General features: G+C 70.4%; 5 protein-coding genes. All 5 read right to left on the bottom strand.

The features are described from left to right. Positions 1-21 precede the first annotated feature (21 nt). Genes ACZ404_RS07995 through ACZ404_RS07975 form a run of 5 tightly spaced genes read right to left on the bottom strand, consistent with a single transcriptional unit; the run spans position 22 to position 21,546 of the window. Entirely contained in the window at positions 22-17,106 is a 17,085-nt protein-coding gene (locus ACZ404_RS07995; protein ID WP_468437026.1) for a UvrD-helicase domain-containing protein, read from the bottom strand. Between the two features lie 60 nt (positions 17,107-17,166). Next, positions 17,167-17,694 (bottom strand): hypothetical protein, encoded by a 528-nt coding sequence (locus ACZ404_RS07990; RefSeq protein WP_468437024.1) that lies wholly within the window; start codon positions 17,692-17,694, stop codon positions 17,167-17,169. A gap of 18 nt (positions 17,695-17,712) precedes the next feature. Then, the gene (locus ACZ404_RS07985; protein ID WP_468437023.1) at positions 17,713-18,375 is read right to left on the bottom strand and encodes a hypothetical protein; all 663 of its coding nucleotides are present in this window, start codon (positions 18,373-18,375) and stop codon (positions 17,713-17,715) included. After that, a complete protein-coding gene (locus ACZ404_RS07980) occupies positions 18,368-20,188 on the bottom strand; it encodes a type IV secretory system conjugative DNA transfer family protein (protein WP_468437021.1) in 1,821 nt (606 codons plus the stop codon). The genes ACZ404_RS07985 and ACZ404_RS07980 overlap by 8 nt, the downstream gene beginning before the upstream one ends. After that, positions 20,185-21,546 carry an ATP/GTP-binding protein gene (locus ACZ404_RS07975; RefSeq protein ID WP_468437196.1) on the bottom strand — a complete coding sequence of 454 codons (1,362 nt, stop codon included), beginning with the start codon at positions 21,544-21,546 and terminating at the stop codon, positions 20,185-20,187. The genes ACZ404_RS07980 and ACZ404_RS07975 overlap by 4 nt, the downstream gene beginning before the upstream one ends. Positions 21,547-21,549 lie beyond the last annotated feature (3 nt).

Genomic DNA, 21,549 nt, shown 5'->3' with positions numbered 1-21,549 from the left:
GCCACCGGCCCCGAGCACTCCCTACCTACGCCCCGGAGTGCTCGGGGCATTGCGCTGCTGGCCGTGGATCTCCTGCTGCGCGTGCCGCTGCGGACGCTGCTCCTTCTCCTTCCTCGGGCCCTTCGCCGTCGGACCCTTCGGCGCAGGGCTTTGCGGCTGCGCCGACGGCCGCTGGGCTGCGGCGGTCGCCTTCATCGCCGCCTGCCACGCGCCCTGGATCACGTCCTCCGGCAGCGCCGCGCCCTTGGCTGCCGCGTGGACACGCAGCGCCGCGAGGAACGGCTCGGCCATGAGCGCCCCTTCCTGCGTCGGCGCCACCTGCGTCTGGGGCTTGTCGGCCAGCTTCTGCGCCGCCGCCTGGGACTTGTCGGCCAGCTCCAGCAGCATCTCGGCCTTGCGTCGTTCGGCAGGTGTGGTCGCCGCCGCGGCGGCGAGCTGACCCCGGTCGCGCAGCCGCTCCGCCTGCGTGGCAAGGGCCTGCTGGGTCAGGGACCGCTGGTCCGGCGCCTGGCGCTGCCGCTGTTGCGGGACCGCGGCCGTGGGCGCTGTGGCCGGAGCGTCGGGGACACGGCGGCGCTGCGGCAGCGGCGGCGCCGGGGCCTCCGTGGACTCCCGCTCCGCTGCGGGGGCCGCCGGCTGTTCCGACTGGTTCGAGGCCTCGGGAGCGGTAGCGGCCGGCCGCGCCGTCGCGGCTGGGCCGTCGGTGCTCGCGCGCAGCTGCCACCGGTCGCCGTCCTCGCCTCGCACGTAGGCGTAGCCCTGGCCGGCCAGCATGGCGGGCACCTCACTGCCCCGACCGCTCAGGTACAGCTCGACCGCCTGGTTGGCCCGCTGGCCTGCCTCGGCCCGGTCGGTCTGCCCTCGCACCACCCGCTGGTTCTCCCGGAACAGCAGGCTGATCATGTCACCGCGGGACAGCTCTCCGTCCGGTACCGGCTCGCGGGGCAGCGCCGCGCGTACCTCGTCGAACCACCGGCTGCGGAACGGCTCGTGCTCGGGGTTCCAACCCGGCCCAGGTTCCTGTCCGGGAGCTTGAGCCGTGGCCTGCGGGGCCGGGCTGTTGGTGGCCTGTTCGCCGTCCACTGCGGTGCTCTGGGCAGCCTGCTGGGCGGCCGGTTCGGGGTCGTAGTAGGTGCCCAGCGGGGTGGTCTGCCCCTCGGGGAGGTAGCCGCGCAGGTGGGAGATGTGCTCCTCGGCCGCGTGGTGCAGCACGCGCAGCGCGTTCCAGCGCAGGCCGTCGCGGTTTCCGCCGCGCTCCAGTCGGTCCAGCAGCGTCCGGATGCCATGAGAGATCATCTCGACGGTGCGCACCCATAGCATCCGCCCGGTGCCCAGCGTGGCGTTGTCGGCCGAGAGCCGATGGACGCCGAGCCAGGCCCGGTCCATCACCTCTCGCGCGGACTCGAAGGCAGCAGTGACGCGCCGCCACAGCGGGTGCTGCGCGAGGTCGCCGATCCGGTCGGCGACCGTGTGGTAGGCCTGCTTGATCGTCTCGAATCCGCGTTCCATCAAGGCGCGCACCCGCCCGCCGGTCTCGCGGTCGGCGCCTTCCTCACCGGCGGGCCGGATGGTGATCCGCGAGGCGAGCCATTGCCAGGCCCCCCGCAGCTGGTCGGCTAGGTCGATGCGCTGGTCGGGCGGCAGCAGGCCGGTGAGCCGGTCGGCCCGGGTGGCCGCGGCACGGTGCAACCGCCACACCGCCCGCCAGGCGGCGGTGTCCCGCTGCCCACCACGGTCCAGCCGCCGGGCCAGCGCGAAGGCAGCGTGCGAGATCACCCGTGCCGTCCGGGCCTGGATCGTGCGGTCCAGACCGTGGGTGCGCACATCGCGCACCAGCCCCTCGGCGTAGGTGCCCAGCGCCTCACGGATCGCCGCCCGCAGGCCCTGCGCCGCGTCGCGAACCTGCCGGATCGTCTCCCACTCGGGGGTGCCCCAGTAATAGCCTGCCTGGTCCTGGACCGCCCCCATGGCGGCGTCGAGCTCCGCCGCGTCGGCCGCGTCGACCGCCGGGTTCTGCGTGCGCGGCAGAATCGGATCGGCGTCGATGCTCCGCAGGGTCCGGTCCAACTCCTCGCGCAGTACCTCGTACCGGGCGTTGAGCCTCCGTTCCTCCTCGTCACTCAAACGGCGTGTGGGGGCCGCGGGCGCCGACGCGTTCGGCTGGACGCTCTGCTGCTCACCGGCGCCGCCGCCGCGGAGCACCGCCATGATGCTCTCGAAGTGCTGGTCCAACTCATCCGTGGCCGAGGAGCGTGGCTCCTCCGTCGGTGCCTCCGGCTCCTCCTCCATCGTGTCGCTGGCAGGCTGAGCGCCTGCGGCGGGCTCGTACGCATCGGCGGGCCGAACGGAGGGCTCCGTCTCCGCCTCCTCGGTGCCGTCGACCGCCGTGTCAAAGTCGGCCAGGTCCGTGTCGGTCTCCCGGCGCCGCACGCCGCCTTCGCCGTCCATCTCCCACTCGTCGCTGTCGTAGACGGCCCCGTCAACCACCAGGTCGTCGCCGATCACGTCGCGCCAGAAGTCGAAGTCGTCCGCGACGGCATCGACATCGGCTTCCGCGGCGAGGTCGGCACCGTCGGCTGGCGCAGCCTCCTGCTCGGCCACCGGGGCGGGGGAACCCTGCGGAGCCGGCGTCACGGTGGCCGCTTCCGCTGGCGCCGACTGGGCGGGCTGCTGGGCGGCAGTCGCCTCCAGACGCTCCGCTTGCTCCCGGGCCTGCGCGATCATGGCCTGCAGCAGCCGCCGGTCGGCGACCGAGGTGAACGCCCGGCGCGCGTCCATCGAGCGCCCGGCCAGCGTCGCGGCCGAGATCAGCTCCCGGTAGCTGCGGGCGAGGGCTTGCGGATCGGTGTCGCCCAGTCTGGCCAGGGCGACAGCGCGCCACGCCTCCTCGATCTGCGCGGCCTCGTTCGCGGCGGCGACGCCGGTCTCTTCGCGCAGCTCCCGGGCCTCCGCCAGCATCGACCGGCCGGTGTCGCAGGCCGCCCATGCCTCGTAGGCCTGCCGCAGCTGGGTGAACTCCCGCAGGAAGGCGTCCCGGTCCGCGTACAGCTGCGCTGCCGCGCTGTCGTCCGGTCTCGCCGGGGCGGCACCTGTGACGGCAGTGTCCGTGCTGTCCATGGGCGGCCCGGACGGCTGCCTGGTCACCGCCTGCTCCGCACCGCGCTCATCTGCCGCTCCAGCGCCCGCTTCCGTCTGCGGCTCGGCGGCCGTGACCTCCTCGGCACTCTCCTGTACAGCCGTGGGCTCTGCCTCGGCCGCAGCGACCGGCTCTTGCGACGCCGCGGAAGCCCCCTCGGCGAGAGCGCCCACCGCACCGTACGGACGGCCCTCGGCGCCGGCGTCGAGCGGCACGTCGATGAGGTCGCCCAGTGACTGCGGCAGCATCAGTGGCTGCACCTGGACGTCGAGGCTGGTCCACTGCGGCAGTGACCACACGTACGGGCGCCGCTCGCCGCCTCCCAGCAGCAGCTCGCCGGCGATGGAGATCCGCCCCTCCTCGACGGTGGCGGGGCCGTCCGCCACGAACAGCAGCCTTTGCGGCGAGACCTGCCAGAAGGCGTCTCCCGGCCGTACCTCGCCAAGCGGCTTGGCGCTGGTGTGGCGCTCCGGCAGCACGGCCGACAGGCGCCGGATTCGCTCCAAAGACGCCTCCTCGCCTGCCCGCTCGTTCGCGCTGCCTGGGTCCACCAAGTCATCCAGGCTGATCAGCCCGTCGTCCGGCTCCTGCGCCGACAGCCGGTTCCGCGCGATCAGGTCCTCGGCCGTGCCCTCCTCCTGGGCCCGCAGCGACTCACTGATCAGCGTGTCCTTCAACGACCCGAGCAGGTCCCGCACTTCCTGGCGTGCAGCCTGGAAGCGGTCGTGCTCACCGATGACGGTGAAACCGTCCTCCGTGCGCTGCAGCGCGTTGCCCGTACGCCAGGTCTCGACGATCAGCTCCCGGCGCAATGGGGTCAGGGCCGGCCTCAGCCAGGTGACCGCGCGGGACCACGGGATCTTGCCCGCGCGGACGAGCGTGCCGCCCACGGAGACCGCGATCTCCAGTCCCGACCGGGAGGAGAAGGCACTCGCCGTCTCCTGGCCCTGCTCGTTCCCCGGCCCCACGGGCATCCGAAAGAGCCCGTCGTACAGCTGCGGGTACCGCTTCTGGCCTCTGTCGAGATCGAAGATGAGCTGACCGAAGTCGTGGTCGGTGATCCGGCTGAGCGCGGCCGCGATGTCACGGTCGGTCAGCGGCTCGGGCGCGGCCTCCTCGCCGCCCTCGGCGGTCTCCCCCTTGCCGGGCGGCCCGTCCTGCTGCGGCTCAGCCGAGTGCGTCTCCGCGGACGGCTGCTGGCGCTCGGCGATCGCTCGGCGCAACTCGGCGTACTCCTCCACCACCTGTGCGTCCCAGCCCAGTTCGGCCATGACCTCACGGGCCACGTCCAGCTGCACCTTGACTGGCGTCAGCGCCGCGTCCAAGTGCGGGAACAGCTGGTCTTCGACCGCGCTGAACCCTGCCAGGCCCACAATCTGGTCCAGCGCATCGCGCACAGCGGCCGGCTTGAGCTTGCGACTGCGCGCCGTGCGCTCGGCCTCGTCAATCGTGTGCAGGACCAGCACCAGCGCCTCGCGGACGAACGGATTGGTCAGCTCGGGCAGCCGGTTGTCGGCGGTGAGCTGCTCCTCCAGCGTGGCCAGCAGTTGCGGGTCGTCCGCGTTCGGGGTGATCAGCGTCTTGTAGTGCTCGGCTGCGCGGTCGGCGATTTGCCCGATCCGCTGCCGCAGATCACCGGCAACCTCTTCCACCAGGGCGCGGGTGGCGGCATCTTCCTCGCCGAAGCCGTCGAGGGTGTGCTGGAGGTTGAGCAGGAACTGGTCGAAGGGGTGATCCTGCTCCCACACGATTCTTGCGCGGCTGGAACCCAGGGCCTCGCTGATCTCGCGGGCGAGGTTGGGGATGGTGCTGGCCTGCCCGCGGCGTGTACCGACCTGGGCGCGGCGGCGGATCTTGTCATAGTCCCATGGCAGGGGAGCCGGCCGCCCGGCAGCGGCAACCTCGCCCGCAGCCTCCGCCGGTGCGCCCCCGGTCTTCTCGGCGTCGGCCGTCTCGGCCGCAGAGGCCGGGGCGCTGCCGTCCTCGAACAGCGACGGCTGCTCGTCTGCGGTCTGCGGAGCCGCCTCGGGTACCGCCGATGCGGTCTCAGGTATCTCGGTTTCCACTGACTGGGGCTGCGGCCCGATGTGACCGAGGATGATGCGGTCGCCGAGTCCGTCGAGCAGGCGCTGCCGGTCCTCGGCGTCCGGGGCCTGCTGCTCCGGGGCGGCGTCCGGGACCGATTCCTGCGCGGCGACCTGTGCCGGCTCCTCGCGCTGAGTGTCCTCGGACAGCTCCAGACGGCCCAGCTGCTCGTAGGCGGCCGGGACCGCCAGGCGCAGCACCTCTTCACGGCGGGTGGTGGAACCCAGGTAGGACCAGATCAGGTGCTCGGAGCCGCCGTCGGTGACCAGGTCGTCGGCGGCCCGCGCGAAGACGAGGGCGAAGTTGTCCTGGTCGTTGACGTGCGCGGCGCGCACCAGCCGCTCCTGCTCGGCGGCGGTCTCCACCAGCCACGCCGCGATGTCCTCCGCGGCCGGGGCCATAGAGTCGCGCAGCGCGTCGCGCACCGCCGCGGTCAGCCCCGCGCGCGCCTGCTGCGCGTCCCAGCAGGGCGCGAGCGCGCTGCCGGGCAGATGCGCCGACAGCCAGCTGGCGACCTCCTCATCGGACACCAGCGACTCCCTGGCCGAGGATGGGCGGACCAGCGCGGGCACCTGCGCCGTCACGGGCAGGGACACCCCCGGCAGATCCGCTACGCCCAGATCAGGCACAGGCCGTTCGTGGCGCGAGCCGTCAGCCTCGACGGCAACGGCCAGCTGGCCCTTCCCGTCGGTCGACAGGCTGACCGTGACCAGCGGACCTCGCACCGGTTCCGGCGCCGCGCCCGCGCCGGCCAGCGCCTGCCGTTCCGCCGCCTCGGTGACTGCTACCACGGCGGGCTCCGCCTCGGTGGCGGGTTGTTCGGACGTGGCCTGCTCCGGTGCGGCCGTGACTGTCTGCTGTGCGGCGGCGGGCTGAGGCAGTCCCTCACCGAGAGTGTGCACCCAGCCCAGCGAGCCGATCTCTAAGCGCTCCTTGGCCCGGGTCACCGTCACGTAGGCCAACCGCAGCTCTTCGGCCGCGGGCAGGACCAACTCCCCGTTCTCGTCCTCCGACGGCTGCGGGAAGTCCGGGCCGATGCGCACCCGGTCCCATTCCCTGCCCTTGGCCTTGTGGGCGGTGGAGACCACCAACTCCGGGCGGGTCTCCTCGTCCTTGGCGTCTTCCGGCACCAGGCCCCCGATCATGCCCAGCAGGCCTTCTGGGCTGTAGCGATCGACGAGCCGGATGAACATCTGCAGGGACTTGTCGTCCTCGCTCTCGGCGTACTCGCGGACTTCGTTCCAGCTGTCGAACGCCTGGAGTTCGGGGTGCTTGGTGCGGCGCCCACGCTGAAGGTCACGCGCCGCCTTCGCGATCTCTTCGATGTCTCGGCCGCCGCCGACCAGCGCCACTCGCTTGCCCGCCTCGAAGCCGGCGAACACGGCGGCGATCGCGCCGACGTTGGTGCGGGTGAGCACGGCGTCGGGCTCCTCGACCGGACCGAGGGTGGTGTCCAGCGCGGGGTTGCCCTCCAAGACCAAGTCCGAGCCCAGCAACTGCAGGTAGGCGTTGCCGACGGCCGCGACCTGCGGGCCGAACCGCCAGCTCTGGGTGAGCGGCAGGACTTCGTCGGCCGGCCAGTCCTTGAGCGCGTCGATCGCGCCGCGGAACTCGTAGATGCTCTGGTTGCTGTCCCCGACCACGATCGTCTGGGTGTCCTGGTCCTGGATGACCTTCTTCAGGACCGAGTTGATGTCCTGCGCCTCGTCGAACAGGATCACGTCGTAGTTCAGCCGCGGGTTGGTCAGAGCCCACAGCTTGAGGTAGTCGTCGTGACTGAAGTACAGCTTGTTGCTGTTCGGGTCGGCGATGTCCGCCCACGCGCGGCGGGCGACCTCCAGGAGTCCGGCAGCGGCCGGGCTGGCCGCCCAGCTCTGCCCGAGGTGCTGCGTCCCCAGCTCGGCGTCGGCGCTCTCGCGGAACCGGCGGATGGCCGACATCACGATTCGTGCCACGTCCTCCGGCTCGATGCCGCCGCCCTTGTACTTCAGCGGTTCGCTCAATCCCAGGGCTTGGGCGACGTCCTTCGGGCGGCGCGCGCCGCCGTTGCGCCCGGCCTTGGCGATCTTGTCGCGCAGCGGGGTGTTCCTCAACGCGGCTCGTGCGAACGCGTGGGAGGTGTCCGCCGTGACGTTGCGCGGGAACTTCCGCTTCGCCTCGTCAGCAATGCTGCGGTTGAACGCGACGTAGACGATGCGCTTGTCGGGCATCCGCCGGGTGACCATCTGCAGCGTGGAGGTCTTGCCGGTTCCGGCGAGCGCCTGGACAGCGATGTCCCGCCCGGCGAGGGCTGCATCGATGATCTTCTGCTGCTGCTCGGTGGGCGGGTACTCCGTCACCGGGGTCGCCGGCGCGGATACCGCCCGCTCGTCCATGGTCCGTAGGTAGGCGCGGATCTCCTCCACGACATGGTCGCGGTCGGCCGCCCGGCCCTGGTAGCGCCAGCGCCCCTCCCGGAAGGCGAAGCGGCGGCCCTTCTTCAGAAGATCGCGCAGCTCTGCTTCCTGCTCCCAGTACCCGGCGGCGCCGGTGCCGGTGACGAAGGTCCCTCCGCCGTCGGTGACGATCTTTATGCGGCTGGACCACGGTCCTGTTGTCGCTTCCGGCTCCGTGACCGTCACGCTCTCCTCCTGCTTCGGCTCCTCAGTGACTGGGGCCGGCTCGGCCGGCTCCTGCTGGTGGTCCTGGGGCGCCGCGGGTTCCTGGGCCTGCGGGGTCTGATCAGCGCTCTGCTGCTCGGCGGCGAGTTCCGGCGCGGGCGGGGCCAGGCCGAACGCCCGCGCGGCGCTGGCCGCGGTCTCCTCGGGCGTCGCGTGGTCGAGCAGCAACGGCAGCGTGAGGCGGGCCTGGTGCGCGGGCAGTGTCGCCAGCTGCTCCACCTGCGCCCAGGGGATCGGCGCGGACAGCGGCAGCACGCGGGCGTCGGCCATGGCCAGCAGATCGGCGGGCAGGAAGCGCCCGTTCAAGCTGGTGGAGACCAGGTTGTTGTGGGGGACGATCTGGGCACCGCGCACGATCGGGTCGCTGCCGTCGGCCGCGTCCACCTCCAGTGACTGCAGCAGCAACAGCACGTCGCGGACCTGCCCGTCCGGAAGGTTCAGCGTCGTCACGACGGCCAGCCGCGCGTCCTCGGTCGGGAGCGGGTTGGCATGGTGGGGCAGCGCCTCCAGATGCTGATGCGTCAGCCGAATCCCGGTGTCGCTACCGCCGGCGTCCAGTGTCCTCGGCGCAGCGTCCTGGGTCTGCTGCTCGGGGGCTGTCTGCCGCGCCTCGCCCTGCGAGGCCGGTGCCGCATCCTTTTCGACGCCCGGGCCGGGGGTGGCGAACAGACCCTCCCAAAGCCCTTCTTGCTGTGCCGTCGCGGTGATGCGGGAGGCCAGCAGGGTGGCGTATTGCGTCATCCTGCGGAAGTGACGCAACGCCACCGGAGCGCGGTACCGCTCTTCTTGGAGGTTATGGGCGAGCGTCTGCGCCGCGCGGGCCAGCTCCGTGCAGCGGCGGACGACGTCGTCGGCGGGGTGGGCGAAGGGGTCGCGGCTGCTGCCGACCGGGCCCTGCCGCAGGTCCTCCAGCGCCCGGTGCACCGCCTCGCCGTCCGGGCGGGCGCCGACCCCGCGCGTGATCAGCCGCTTGCCCGCCGGGGTGTCCTGCATCCGCCAGTAGCCGGCGAACATCTCCTCGAAGTCCACCGTGGCCTCGTCCTTACTGGTGTAAGGCTCCCCCGCCGGAATGACGGTTGGCGGGCCGGCCTGCTCGGGCGGCTCCTCAGCCATCCGGTACGTCCGACCTAGGCGGAGGAGATCGTCGACCAGCTTGCGGACATGGACGTCCCGCGTGGTCTGCACCATGCGCCTCGGCAGGTACCAGAAGGCCTGGTTACGGGAGAAACGGAAGCCGTGCCGGTCAAGGGCGGCGCGCACCGGAGCATCGCGCTCCTCGTTCGTGGTGCCGCGCACCACCGTGCCGCGGTAGTGGTGCTCGATCTCCAGCGCACTGGCCTCAACTGCGGTCTTGGAGCCGGTGGCTGGCTCCGGCGTGGCCCGCGGGCCCGACTCGGCCCGCAACTGCTCCTGCCGCCGTGCCAGGGCGGTGCGCACCTCGACCGCTGCCTGCGGGTCGTCGGCACTGGCGCGGCAGGCGGCGGCATGCTCGTAGCTGGCCCGCACCAGCCGGGTCAGCCCCTTGCCGTCGTCCGGGCTGCGGTAGGCGCCTTCCTGCAGGCTGAGCACCAGTGCATAGGTAGCGTGCGCGAGCTTCGTCGTGCGGCGGGTGACCTCCTCAAGTGTGCCGTCGTCGGTCGTGGCCCACTCGGCGGCGTACAGCGCCTGCCGGATCTCCTCCAGGGCCGTACGCGCACTGCCCAGCGCGGCGTCCGCTGCCCGTCCGGTCCGCTCGGCCAGGTCGCGGGCGGTGGCCGTCTCCAGCCACGCCTCCCACGCCGTGGTGATCCGCTCCACACCGTCGGCGAAGGAGCGGTCCGGGCCGTACGCGGGGGAGTCAGCCGCAGCCAACTGGTGGGCGGCGAGGGCCTGGTGGTGCCGGTAGGCTCGCTGGGCCAGGTCGCGCAGCACGGTGCGGCTGACGGAGTTGTCCGCCTCCTCGGCCGCGTCCAGCGCGTATGAGACGATCTGCATCCAGTCGGTCAGCGCGGTGCCGATCGCGGTGTCGGGGGCCTGGCGGATGTTCCACATCGCGCCGCGCAGCTGGGCGCTGGCCTCGCCGCCCTTGCCGGTGTAGACCTCGGGCCAGCGGTCGTAGGTCTCGAATAGCAGCTGCCGGGCGAAGGTGAGATGGTCGCTGTCGGCGTACGGGGTGGGCCGCTCCTTCAGCGGGTCATTGCGCGCCAGGACTGCCCAGGCGTCGGTGTCCAGCCCGGAGGCGTCCAAGAGCATGTCGAACAGGTCGCCGCCGGCGGCATGCATGCGACCCAGGTGCCGCTCGGTGCGCTGGGCGAGCCGGGCGGCGTGCTCGGCGACCTGACCACCGGTCTCGTCGGCGAGCCGGGATGCGGCGGCGGCCAGCCGGTCGTAACGGGCGAAGACATCCGTCGGCGAGAGCTGTTCGCCGTGCTCGACCTCCGCGCTGGCCTCGGCGAACTCGCCCAGCGCCGGGGCGGCAGCGTCGCCGGGCCCGGCGACGTCCAGCGCGTCACGCAGTTGCCTGATCGACTCGCCGACCCGTTCCCGGCCGGCCACCAGCTCTCCGCCGTCGGCGTAGCGGTCGAGCAGCACCGCCAGCCGGTGGGCCTGCGCCAGCGCAGAGCCGGGCACTTCCACCGCCGAAGCCGATTCCGGCTCGGGCTCGGGTTCGCTCGCCTGGTCCGCTTCACCCGCCGCGGCTTGGTCGTCTGCCGCGGCCGACTCGGTGTCCTCGGCAGCGCTCTGCACGCCCGGCGCCATGGTGTCGGGCCTGGGGCCAGCAGGCGTGCCAGCGGGGGAGGTGCTTCTGGTGATCTCGAAGCGGACCCCGTCCGGCCCTGACAGCGCGATGCCGTCGGGGTTCTCCTCCAGGAGCAGCCCGTCGGCGATGAGCTGCGCGATACCAGCCGCGAGGTCGACGCCGTTGACCGCCGCGGTACGCGCGCCCTCGGGACCGGTGACGGTGTACTCGTCGAAGATGGACAGGCCGGGGATGAACTCCATCGCCTCGTCATCCGCGACGGTGATCGGCTCGTCGGTGTCCCACCACTGCTGGAAGGCCGTGCTCTCGCGGTCCTCCACGGTCGCGCGGTAGCGGGCGGCGTGGTCGCGCAGCGCGTAGGCCATCTCCCAGGTGCGCCTGACGACCTCCGGGCCGCGCTGCTCCCGGTCCCACTGCTCGGCGACCTTGTGAGCCAGGTCGGCCGCGGCCTGGAGCACCTGCCAGTCGGCCACCTGCTCCAGCCCCAGCAACCGGCTGCGACGGGCGTCCTGGAACTGCGAGAGCATCAGCTGCGCGGACGCCGCCAGGCTTGCCTCGGCGTCGGTGCCGTCGGCCAGGCGGGTACCGAGCTCCTGCTCCCACGCCCGGTAGCCCTCCAACGCGGCATGCTCGGTGGCCCAGTACTCGGCGCGGTCGGCGTAGGGCTCCTCCCCGGCCCGCTCGCCCGAGGCATGCGCCGCCGGAGCGCTGATGGCGGGGCGATCTGCCGCTGGGGTGTCGTCCTCGTACAGGTCCTGGCCGGTGGCCTGGTTCTCGATCTCGGCATCGAGGCGGGCCTGTTCGGCGCGGGCCCGGTGGAGCTTGTCGAGCTTGGTGAACGGCTGGTCGACCAGCTTCTGAGCACGGTCGATCTCCTGCTTCAGCTCCTCCACGGCGCCCAGCAGCCGGGTGTGGATGTCACCGAGCCGCTCGCACAGGTTCTCCAAGCGGGCCACCAGGCCGAGCGGCGGCTTGGTGTCGCTGACGAGCCCGCCGACGTCGTCGATGGTGTAGGTGGCCTGGGGGATGTCCTGCAGACCCCGGATGCGGAACTCGATGTAGTCGTGGACGGAGTTGATGCGGGCCTCGAACTGCTGGCCGCCCACGGTGGCCACGTTCTCCCAGCGGCTGACCGGCCCATGCATCATGCGCTGGATCAGCGCGATCTGGGTCCGCAGCGCGGTTGCCGCCTCGCCGCGCTTGGTGACGACCGTGCCGTTGGGCAGCTCCATGCGGAAGGCGTCGCCCTTGGTGTCGGTGCGCAACGACAGGGCTCGCGCCACCAGGTCGGCCCGCTCCTGGGCCTTGGCCAGGGTTTCGTCGGCGGTGTCGACCACGTTGCGCAGGTGCTTGTGCGTGCGCTGCCAGCTCTTGTAGGCCGCCTCCAGCTGGCGGACCTCCTCGTCGGCCTGCAGCTTCTTCAGCAGCAGCGGGTTGCCGGTCGCGATGGCCTTGATCTCGCCGTATTCGAGGTAGTCCTTGCCCAGGTCGCCGTCGAGCGCTTGGTCCTGCTCGTCCAGTTCACGGCCGGTGCGGACCTGGTCGATGAAGCGTGCCTTGCGCTCGACCGTTTGCCACATGAACGCGTCGAAGGAGCCGGCTTTGGTCCACCGGTAGATCTGGACGGGGACGCCCTGGGTGAAGTGCTGGTTGAACTGCCGGATGATGCGGCCCTCGCGCTGGGTGACGTCGGAGGGGCGCCAGGGGCAGTCCAGGTGGTGCAGCGCGATCGCCCGGTCCTGGACGTTGACGCCGACGCCCATGGTGTCGGTGGAGCCGATCAGCACGGCGACCTTGCCGGCGCGGGCGTCGGCGAACAGCTTCTCCTTCTCCTCGGCGGTCTGCGCGTCCTGGGCGTAGCGGATCTTGTCCTCGGGGATGCCGCGCTTGACCAGCTCGTCGCGCAGGTAGTCGTAGGCGATGAACCGGCCCTGCTTCTTGGCCTCCTCCGAGGCGGTACCGCGGTCGGCGAACACCAGCTGGAGGGCGCCGGTCAGCTCGCTGGGGTTGCCCTCACGGTCGGTGTAGCGGTGGTCCTTGTACTGCTGCCAGATCTGGGCGATCTTGTCGGCGGCGGCATCCAGCTTGCCGGGACCGTCGGGGGTCATGCCGACCATCCGCAGGTCCATGGCGGCCAGTCGGCCGTCGTTGCTGATCTTCAGCAGGTTGTCCACGGAGGCGTCGACCTCGCGGGCGCGCACGGCCTCCGCGCGGTCGGCGATCTCCGCCATGTACTCGCGGTCGGCGTCGGTGGCGGGGACAACGATGGTCTCGCTGGTGTAGTCCGGGACCGGCAGGTTCAGATCGTGCTTGGTCTTGACGTCCGCCATGGACTTCCACAGCTGGCTGAACGACTTGGCGTTGCGGAAGCCGCCGATCCGCTCCTTGATCCGCGGGATCCCCTCCGGGGAGATCTCCGGGGCCATGGTCTCCGCGAGGTACTGCGCCTGGAAGGAGGAGAACGCGGATATCTCGGCGGCTTGCAGAAGGTCCGGGCGGAAGTAGTCGAGCATGACGTACGCCTGGGGCATGGCGTTGGGGAACGGGGTTCCGGTGGCGCCGAGGCCGACCTTGCGGTCGTACGCCTTGAACATCGAGCGCAGCTTGACCTTCAGGTCCTTGGCCTGTGCGGAGACCGGCAGCGACAGCTCGGAATTGTTCGCGCCGACCTCGCCGTTGGCGAAGTCCTGGACTTCGTCCACGGCGATGAAGTCGATGCCTGTCTGCTCCCACGAGATGCCCGTCGTGGTCTGCTTGACCAGGTTCTTCTCGGCGCGCTGCGTGTGGCGCTTCAAGTCGCCTTGCAGCTTCTTGATGGTGTCCTTGGACACGGGCCGGCCCTCGCTCACGGCGGTCGCCGCGTCCAGTGCATCGGCGATCAGCGGGTCGCCGCCGGGGTTGAGGGCCGGGTCAAGCGCCTGGTCGCTGCCGGTGAGCGCCTTGTGGATGCGGGCCCGGTACTCGGCCGTCTGGTCGGCGACGAACTGGGCCTGTCCGCGCCCGGACATCGGGATCCGCTTGAACAGGGACTGGGGCAGGATGACGGCGTCCCAGTCACCATTGGCGATCTGCGCGACGTACGCCGCGGCGGATTCCTTGGTGAACTCGCTGCTGTCGATCGCCAGCACACGTGCCTGCGGATAGGCCTTCAGGAAGTCGTTGCGGAAGTCGTTGACCGTGGAGTTCTTCACCACGATCGAGGGCTTGTTCACCATGCCCAGGCGCTTCATCTCCATGAGCGTCATGGCGATGGTGTAGGTCTTGCCCGCGCCGACCTCGTAGTCGAAGAAGGTGCCGTACGGCTCGGACAGCGCGCGGGCGACGCCGGCGCGCTGGTGCGGCAGCGGGGTGATCGTCTCGGAGAGACCAGGGAACGTCAGGTGCGAGCCGTCACCCTGGTAAGGGACGTAGGAGTTGTAGAGCCGGTTGTAGGTGTCCAGGACGTCCTTGGTGCGCTCGGGGTCCTGCCACAGCCAGTCGGCGAACAGCCGGTTCAGTTCGTCGGCCTTGGCGATCGCCTGCTCGGTCTGGTCCGCGGCCCACCGCTTGGCGTCCCGGATGTCCTCCGCGGTGGCGTTCTCGTCCGGCTTGGGTGGTTTGACCACGAGGGTGGCCCGGCGCAGCATGCGGGAGAACAGCTCGACGGCGTCCCGGCGCGCGGTGCCGTAGACCTTGGTGGCCGCTCGGGATTTGCGCACTGCCGTCGGAGCGTCGACCTCCCAGTCAGCCCCGGAGGTGCGCGTCACGGTGACGGCCTTGGTCTGCAGCAGCTGCTGGATGAACTGCTCGTAGTACTTGGGTGCGACCCAAGTCGCGCCGATCTCGACGTTCTCGATGTCCCCGGGCTGCGCGTCGGACGGGAGGACGCGGCGCAGCGCGGCGACGTTGGCCTGCAGCGGGTGGTGGGCCCGGGATTCCTCCGGGACCATCCGCAGGATCTTCTCGGCCTGTTCGATCTTCTCGCGGACGTTCCCGCTCAAGTACTCGGCGGCGGGCACCAACCGCTGGGTCCCCGGCTCGTTGAACACCAGCTCGCCGAGGGCGTCCCGGGCCTCGTCCAGGGACTCGATGCCGAGCAGGCGGGCGATCTCACCGAGCCTCACCTCGCCGTAGGTGTTCAGGCTGATGGCCAGCGCATCCTGCGGAGTCTCGGCGCTGGTCTTCTCGGCCTGCGGCTTGGTCACCGCCCGGGTGAAGATCGCCGACTTCTTGGCGGTGCGCGACTCCTTGTCGTAGACCTCCAGCGCGTACACGCCGGCGGCGTACGGGTCGGTGCGGAACGCGCCGTGCGCACTGCGGCGGTCGCGGCGCGCCTCCCGGTCGTTGAGGAACCCGTACTGGGCGGCGTAGGCGTCGTAGTGGGCGTTGAGCTGTTCGCGCAGGGAGGTGGCCTGATCGTCCTGCCGGTTGGACTCCGCGCTGAGCAGGTCGACGTAGGTGTCGCGCAGGCGCAGCAGCGCACGCAGCTCCTCCACCGCGTTCTTGAACAACGGGCGGTCGGCCAGCTCGCCGCCGACGACTTGAAGGAACGTTCCGTCGCCCTGGTCGATGAGGGTGCCCTCGAACCGCTGGAGCTCCTCGCCGAACATCTCCTGCGCCTGGCGCATCCGCTCGGCGCGTTGCTCGACCGTCATCCGCTGCGCGGCATCCGGGGAGGCGCTCATCGTCAGGCCCGATTCCTGGGCCTGACGGGTGATCGCGGCAAGTGCCTCGGTCAGCGCCTCCGTGAGGTCGGTACCCTCCTTCGGGCGGACGGTCAGGTCTTCGCGGCTGTACTGGGTGCTGGTCAGCCCGATCGTGCCCAGCACCATGTCGGGGTGCTTGGCGAAGTATGTGTTGACCAGGACGCTGCGCTCCGCGTCGACCTGCACCGGCGACAGGCCCACCCAGTCCGGCGGAGTCTCCGGAACCTTGCCGTCACGACGGCGCAGGATGAGCACGTCGGTGACGACGTCCGTGCCCGCGGCCCTCTGGTGCGCGCCGGCCGGGAGCCGCACCGCACCGACCAGGTCCGCCCGGTCGGCGATCTCCAGTCGGGCGGTCTTGCCCATGGAGTCCAGCGTGTAACGGCTGGTGATCACGGCGACCAGGCCGCCGGGCCGCGTCAATTCGAGCGATTTGACGATGGCGTAGTTGTGCAGGGCCAGACGCAGCGGGTTGTGGACGGGATCGGTCGGAGCGATCTCGTCGAAGGGGACGTTGCCGATGACGGCATCGAAGTAGCCCTCGGGCAGGCGGGTGTCCTTGAAGTCCTGCGCGCGGATCTCCGCGTCGGGGTACAGGGCCGCGGCTATCTCGGCGGTGATCGGGTCCAGCTCGACTCCGGTCATCGCTGCCTGGGGCGGGGCGAAGGCGAGGAAGTTGCCGCTGCCGCAGCCCGGTTCCAGCACCCGGCCCTCGGAAAAGCCCAGGTTCTTGAGCGCTTGCCAGATCGGCTGTACCAGGGCGGCGTCGGTGAAGTGCGCGTTGCGGACGGTCGCCTCGGCCGCGTGCCATTCTTCCTCGGTCAACAGCGACCGCAGCTCCGCGCGCACCCCGGCGAACTCCGGCTTACGGGGGTCGAAGGCCTGCCAGGCCGCTCCCCATGAGCTCCAGCGAGCCAACACGGCCTGTTCGGCCTCGGTCGCGGGCCGCTTTTCCTCCCGCAGGGTGTGCAGAACTCGGATCGCGGCGATGTTTGCCCGGATCCGCGCCAGCGGGCCGGACGGCGCGAGGTCGTCCTGGCTCCGCGGCCTGAACCGCAGCCGCTGCACCTCCGTCGGCGGAGAAGCGACGGCGCGCCGCAGAGCGACCTTCGTGACATCGACGGCATACGGCTCGTCGTCACTGTCAACGTCCTGCACCAGCAGGCGCCCATCGGCGCTGCTGACGACCACCGCCTCGGTCAGGCGTTCCGGATCGGTGTCGACGTCGCCGTCCTGTGGAGGCCCGCTGGTGACTGCCGGCTGGTAGTCGGGGAGGGTGAACGCGGCCGAGGCGGCCTCCCAGTCCCGGTGGGCGATGACGTCCCCCGCCTGGAATTGCTCGACCTGTTGGGGCGCTTCCTCCCAGGTCGCCTTTTCCTCCGGAGGTGCCTCCGCGCCGCGCGGGGGCGTCCTGGCCCCTTCCTCGGTGGGTGGCGGCCCGCTGATGATCTCGGTGACGATGGCCTGCTCTGCCGACTGCGGCGCGGCTTCGTCGTCCGTGCCCTCGGACAGGCTCCCTTCCTCCAGCGCCTGCCAAAGCCGGTCGAAAAGGTCTTCGGCCCACTGCCGGTGCACCAGTATCTGTGGGGAGGCCACCTCGTGCACCGAGCCGTCTTCTGCCACGCGGACCAACAGGTAGTTGCCGCGCTCGGTATAGGCGGCCTCGGGGCCATCCGAGCCGATGGCATAGAGCCGGTACTGCCACGGCTTGTTCTCCGGGCTGGTCGAGGCGCGGAAGACGATGGCCTCAGACGCAGCCTGAGCGTCCAGGTCAAAGAGCTGTCGAGGAGTCTGGTACATCGCGATCCTCCACCACGTCGCGGCACGGTCGGTCTGTTCCGGGGGTGGATTAGGGGGGCGCTACACGTTGCGCCCCCGGGGTCGCAGGTCCTCCACCGAAGTACCGAACAGGCGCAGGAAGGACGGCGTCATGTAGTCGAGTACCTGCCGCAACTGCTCGTCGGTGAGGTCATCCAAGGTGGTCGTGCCGTCGATCAGGGCATCGGCAGTGGAACTCACCCATTCGGTGTGCTCCTGGGTTCGCCGCATACGCTCGGCGAACTGCTCGTCGCTCTCCAGCAGCCCGTCGTCCGCCTCTGCTTCAGCGGCTGCATCGGGCTCGGGCGGCAGCCGCACGAACTCGCTTATCACCTCGTACTCGGCTCGCGCCTTGAGCATGCCCAGCCGTCCGACGCGCTGCTCGTGCGTCTCGTCCGCCGGCGGCCAGTCGTTGGCCACCAGCTGGTCCCACAGGTCGCCAACCTGCTGCTCGACCTGCTCGCCCAGGTTGGTGAAGAAGGCCACGGGGTCGGGAATGGCGGCGTAGCGCTTGGGCAGCCACCGCCGCCAGTACGCCCGAGCCTCCACTCCGTACCGGTTCATTGCCATCGCGATCTCTCCTTGCTGTCACTCGCCGTCAGGGGGTGTGTCATGGTCTTCAGCGTTTGCGCCCGGTGAGACAGCGGAGCTTTCCCGCTTCCCACCGGCCTCTGCCCGGGTGCCGCCGTCGGCGGGTGTGGGGGCGGCTGCGAGAATCGCGGCGAGGTACTCCTCATCACCGCCCCACTTCTCACGGTGCCGGTCGCGGTGGTGGCCGTTGCGGCAGGCACCGACCCACAGGCGGCCGATCCGCTCGATCGCCCGGGCGAGGGCGTCCTGCCACAGGTACGGGGCAGAGCCGGCGTCCTCGCCGGGGGCATAGGCAGACTGGTGGGAGGTCCACAGAGCGGTCAGCTCCTCGACCACGGCACCGTGCCGCCACCAGCACTGCCGGGGAAGCTGGTCGTTGGTCACCTCGTAGCGGTCGGCCATCCAGATGACCCAGGCCACAAACTCTGGCCACAGCGCTGCTCGCTCGGCCGGTTTGAGCTCAGCCCAGTGCACCGGGACACCAACGACACGTTCCTCCTCGGCGCCCTCGCCGCCGGAGTGGCCCCCACTGCCGGCGGCGCGGTGTTCCTCCAGCACCGCTACGCGTTCGCCGAGCAGTACCAGCTCCGCGTTCATGGAGACGACCTCCTCGTTCACCGAGGCCATCGCCTTGAACAGGTCGTCAAATCCGTTAGCCATCGACGCGGCCCGCCTTGTCCAACGTCAGACGTCGGCCCTCGACGATCTCGCGTGCCTCGCGAGTGGCGGCCTTGATTTCCTCGGCCCGCGGTCCTTCGTGGGCACGGGTGAAGCTGACAAGAGTCGCCGGGGTGCGACGGTGGAAAACCAGGCCGCCTCGTTCGGGGATCATGCGAATGTCGGCCGGCTCCAGCACCGCGCGGCGTCGCAGTGAAGTGGAGACCGACACGCGGTCTCCGTCGTCAGAGATCGAGGCGACGTCCTCGTCGAACTCTCCCGCCAGCGCGGAGTACGCCTTGAGCTCTTCGGGGTCCGAGATACCACCGAGGAAGATCTTCACGGTGCCAGCCGCCATCATCTTGCGTACGCCGAGCTGTCCCCACCGCTCCTCCGCCTGGGCATAGGACTGCAGGACGGCCATGACGAAGATGTTCTGGGAGCCGGAGACGCTCATCAGGCTCGGGATTTCCGGCAGGGGGGCGACGTTGGCCAGTTCGTCCAGGAAGCAACCCAGCGGTATGGGCAACCGCCCGTTGGGGGCGCGCCCCGCGATCGCCTTGGCCGTGTCGAACAACGCCTTGGCGAATGCTGCGTTCAGTGGCGCGAGCGCCGAGCCTTCTTCATCCTCGCCGATCAGAAACAGTGTGCCGCCCTCGGTGAGGTACTTCTCGATGTCGAAGACCTCCGCGTCGCCCTCGGGGGCGAAGATGGCGGCGACGTTGTCGTCATACAGGGCGATGAAAGACTGCTGGGCTGTTCGCCAGGTCGCGCTGCGCTCCTCTTCCGCGGCGGCGTGCTGGCCGGCCAGGGCCTCAGCCAAGGCGTGCTTGCCCTGGAGCGCGAGGAGGTCGACGGCCTCCCGGTTGTCCGGATCGGCCGCCCAGCTCAGCACATCGGACACCGGACGCTTGTTCAGCGCGGCGGCGTGCAACCAGCAGGTGATCAACGTCTTGGCGTTGAGAGAGAAGTAGCCTCCATTGGAGGTGCCCTCCTCGCTCTTGGTCGTGGCGACGAGCGTCTCGGCCCGCTTGCGGGCGACCTGGTAGCGCTCACACCCGGCGGTCAGCGGCCACCGCAACTGGTTCGGCCAACCGGACAGCCCCGTCGGGTCGAGAACCCACACCGGGCCGTGTTCCTTGCGCAGCACCGCCGTGTTGTACAGCACGTCGGTCTTGGAGCTGGTGGCCAGCACCGTGCCCTGGAAGTCGAGGATGCCCGGGAGGATGATCTGGCTCGTCTTGCCCTCCCGAGGAGGCGCAACCAGGACCACGCTCTCCTCGATCGTGATCCACAACGGGATGTGTGAGGGGTCGGCGTTGCCGATATGCACGGCGACGTGCCGGATGGTGATCGAGCTCGGGTCCTTCTCGTACATGGTGGGTCGCAGGGAGGAAGCCCGGGCCAAGGCCTGCTTCTCCCCCATGGCCTTTTCCAGCTGTGCAACAGTGGCCATGCCGTCGGCACCGTCGACGCCGCGCCGCTTCCACCACGAGTAGCCCTTCCACGCCCCGCAGCCGGAGGCGACCAGCAGAACGGTGAAGGAGCTCCAGAAGGCGATCGGCCCGCCGACGCCGGCGTGGGGCCAGACGGTGCCCGGTTCGCCGGGGTGCGAAAGGATCGCCAGAATGCCGTTCCCGGCGGCGTTCCAGCCGACCGCCGCGGGCCGGCCGTGCTGCAGCAGCCCGGAGAGCACCGCCGAGGCCCACAGCAGCGCGGTCAGCGTGAACGCGACGATCAGAGGGATGACCCAGATGGCGTCGCGGCCCATCCGCAGCCGTACGGCGGTCTTCGGGACGGCGGCCTTGGGCATCATGCAGCGGCCCCCTTGTGCAGACGGATCATCGGCGCCGTCGGCGGCGTCACCTCGGTTCCGGAACGCTCGGTCATGCGCCTGTTGGTGTCGGTCAGCCGGACCTCGGTCGCCGTTCGGATGTGCTCAACGAGGTTGATCCGAGAGCCGACCTGCCAGATCGCCCGCCCGGGGGCGCAGATGTTCGCCCCATCCGGCAGCGACTTGCGAGCCCAGGAGGTCAGCCCCAGGTAGTCAGCGGTCTTCTCGGCTTCCTCCCGATCCAGGTGGTACACCACCCGCGTCGCCGTGAGCTTGAGGATCGCGGCGGCTTCGGGGGCCTCTTCGAGGACCAAGTCCGCCAGATGGTGCAGGATCGCCCAGAAGGACAGGCCGAGCCGGCGGCCGTAGCGGACCAGCTCTTCGAACAGGCGGGCTACGGGGCGGTGGCTCAGGATGTGCCAGGCCTCTTCGACGATCAAGGTTCTTTTGATGTCGTCGCCGGGCTTGATCCACCCGAACCGGATCCAGGGGCCGATCACCGCCATCAGCAGCGGCATGGCCTCGCCCTCGCGTGGCAGCCGCGTCAGGTCGAAGATGATCAGCCGGGCGTCCAAGTCGATACCCTCGCTGGTCGGTCCATCGAACAGACCCGCCAGGTCCCGGTCGGGGTTGCACAGCTCGTCAAGCGCCAGCGCGGCGGGCTGACCCCACTCGCTCAGCTCCTCTGGGCCGACCGCTTGCTGACCCAGCAGGGCCTCGCGCGGGGCGGTGAGTGCGTTCAGGACGTCCGACAACACAGCAACGCGACCGTGCGTGCGAGCGCTCGCCGAGGCGGCCTTGTGCGCTTCGGCGAGGGCAAACTTGGTCTGCGAGGACAGCGGCCCGCCGACGAGGATCTCCATCATGGAGACCAGCACCTTGAACTGGTGCTCGCTGGGGATGCGTGGGTCGAGCGGATTGATGCGGATGCCCTCGCCGGCCTCGGCATCCCCATAGATCAGACGGATCGGCTTGATGCCCAGCTCACGGGCGATGCCGTCCCATTCCCCCGTACCATCCTCACCCTGAGCGTCCAGGACGCAGAAGTTTCGGTCGCGGAACCGAAGCTGACGCAACACGTACGTCTTCTCCAGAGCCGACTTGCCGTGGCCGGACTTACCCAGAATCAACACGTGCGGACTGGGCAGGCGCACGCGCGCCTTCGGGTCATAGAGGATGAACGGGTCGAAAATGTACGCCTTGCCGCTGTAGGCCTCCCGCCCAATGATCACCCCGCGCGGATCCATGCTGGCAGCGCCCACGGCCGGGTACAGGCCGCAGGCATTTGCGGAGGTCGAGCGGATTGCCCGCCGCCTGGTCTGCGTCTGGGTGCGCAACATCTC

This window comes from Streptomyces sp. NPDC030798 (assembly GCF_055572275.1).
This window is presented reverse-complemented; position numbering and strand designations above follow the sequence as displayed.

What these genes read in the sequence shown, in the direction of transcription:
- ACZ404_RS07995 (WP_468437026.1), bottom strand. Translation starts at nt 17,106, where the DNA reads ATGTACCAGACTCCTCGACAGCTCTTTGACCTGGACGCTCAGGCTGCG.
- ACZ404_RS07990 (WP_468437024.1), bottom strand. Translation starts at nt 17,694, where the DNA reads ATGGCAATGAACCGGTACGGAGTGGAGGCTCGGGCGTACTGGCGGCGG.
- ACZ404_RS07985 (WP_468437023.1), bottom strand. Translation starts at nt 18,375, where the DNA reads ATGGCTAACGGATTTGACGACCTGTTCAAGGCGATGGCCTCGGTGAAC.
- ACZ404_RS07980 (WP_468437021.1), bottom strand. Translation starts at nt 20,188, where the DNA reads ATGATGCCCAAGGCCGCCGTCCCGAAGACCGCCGTACGGCTGCGGATG.
- ACZ404_RS07975 (WP_468437196.1), bottom strand. Translation starts at nt 21,546, where the DNA reads ATGTTGCGCACCCAGACGCAGACCAGGCGGCGGGCAATCCGCTCGACC.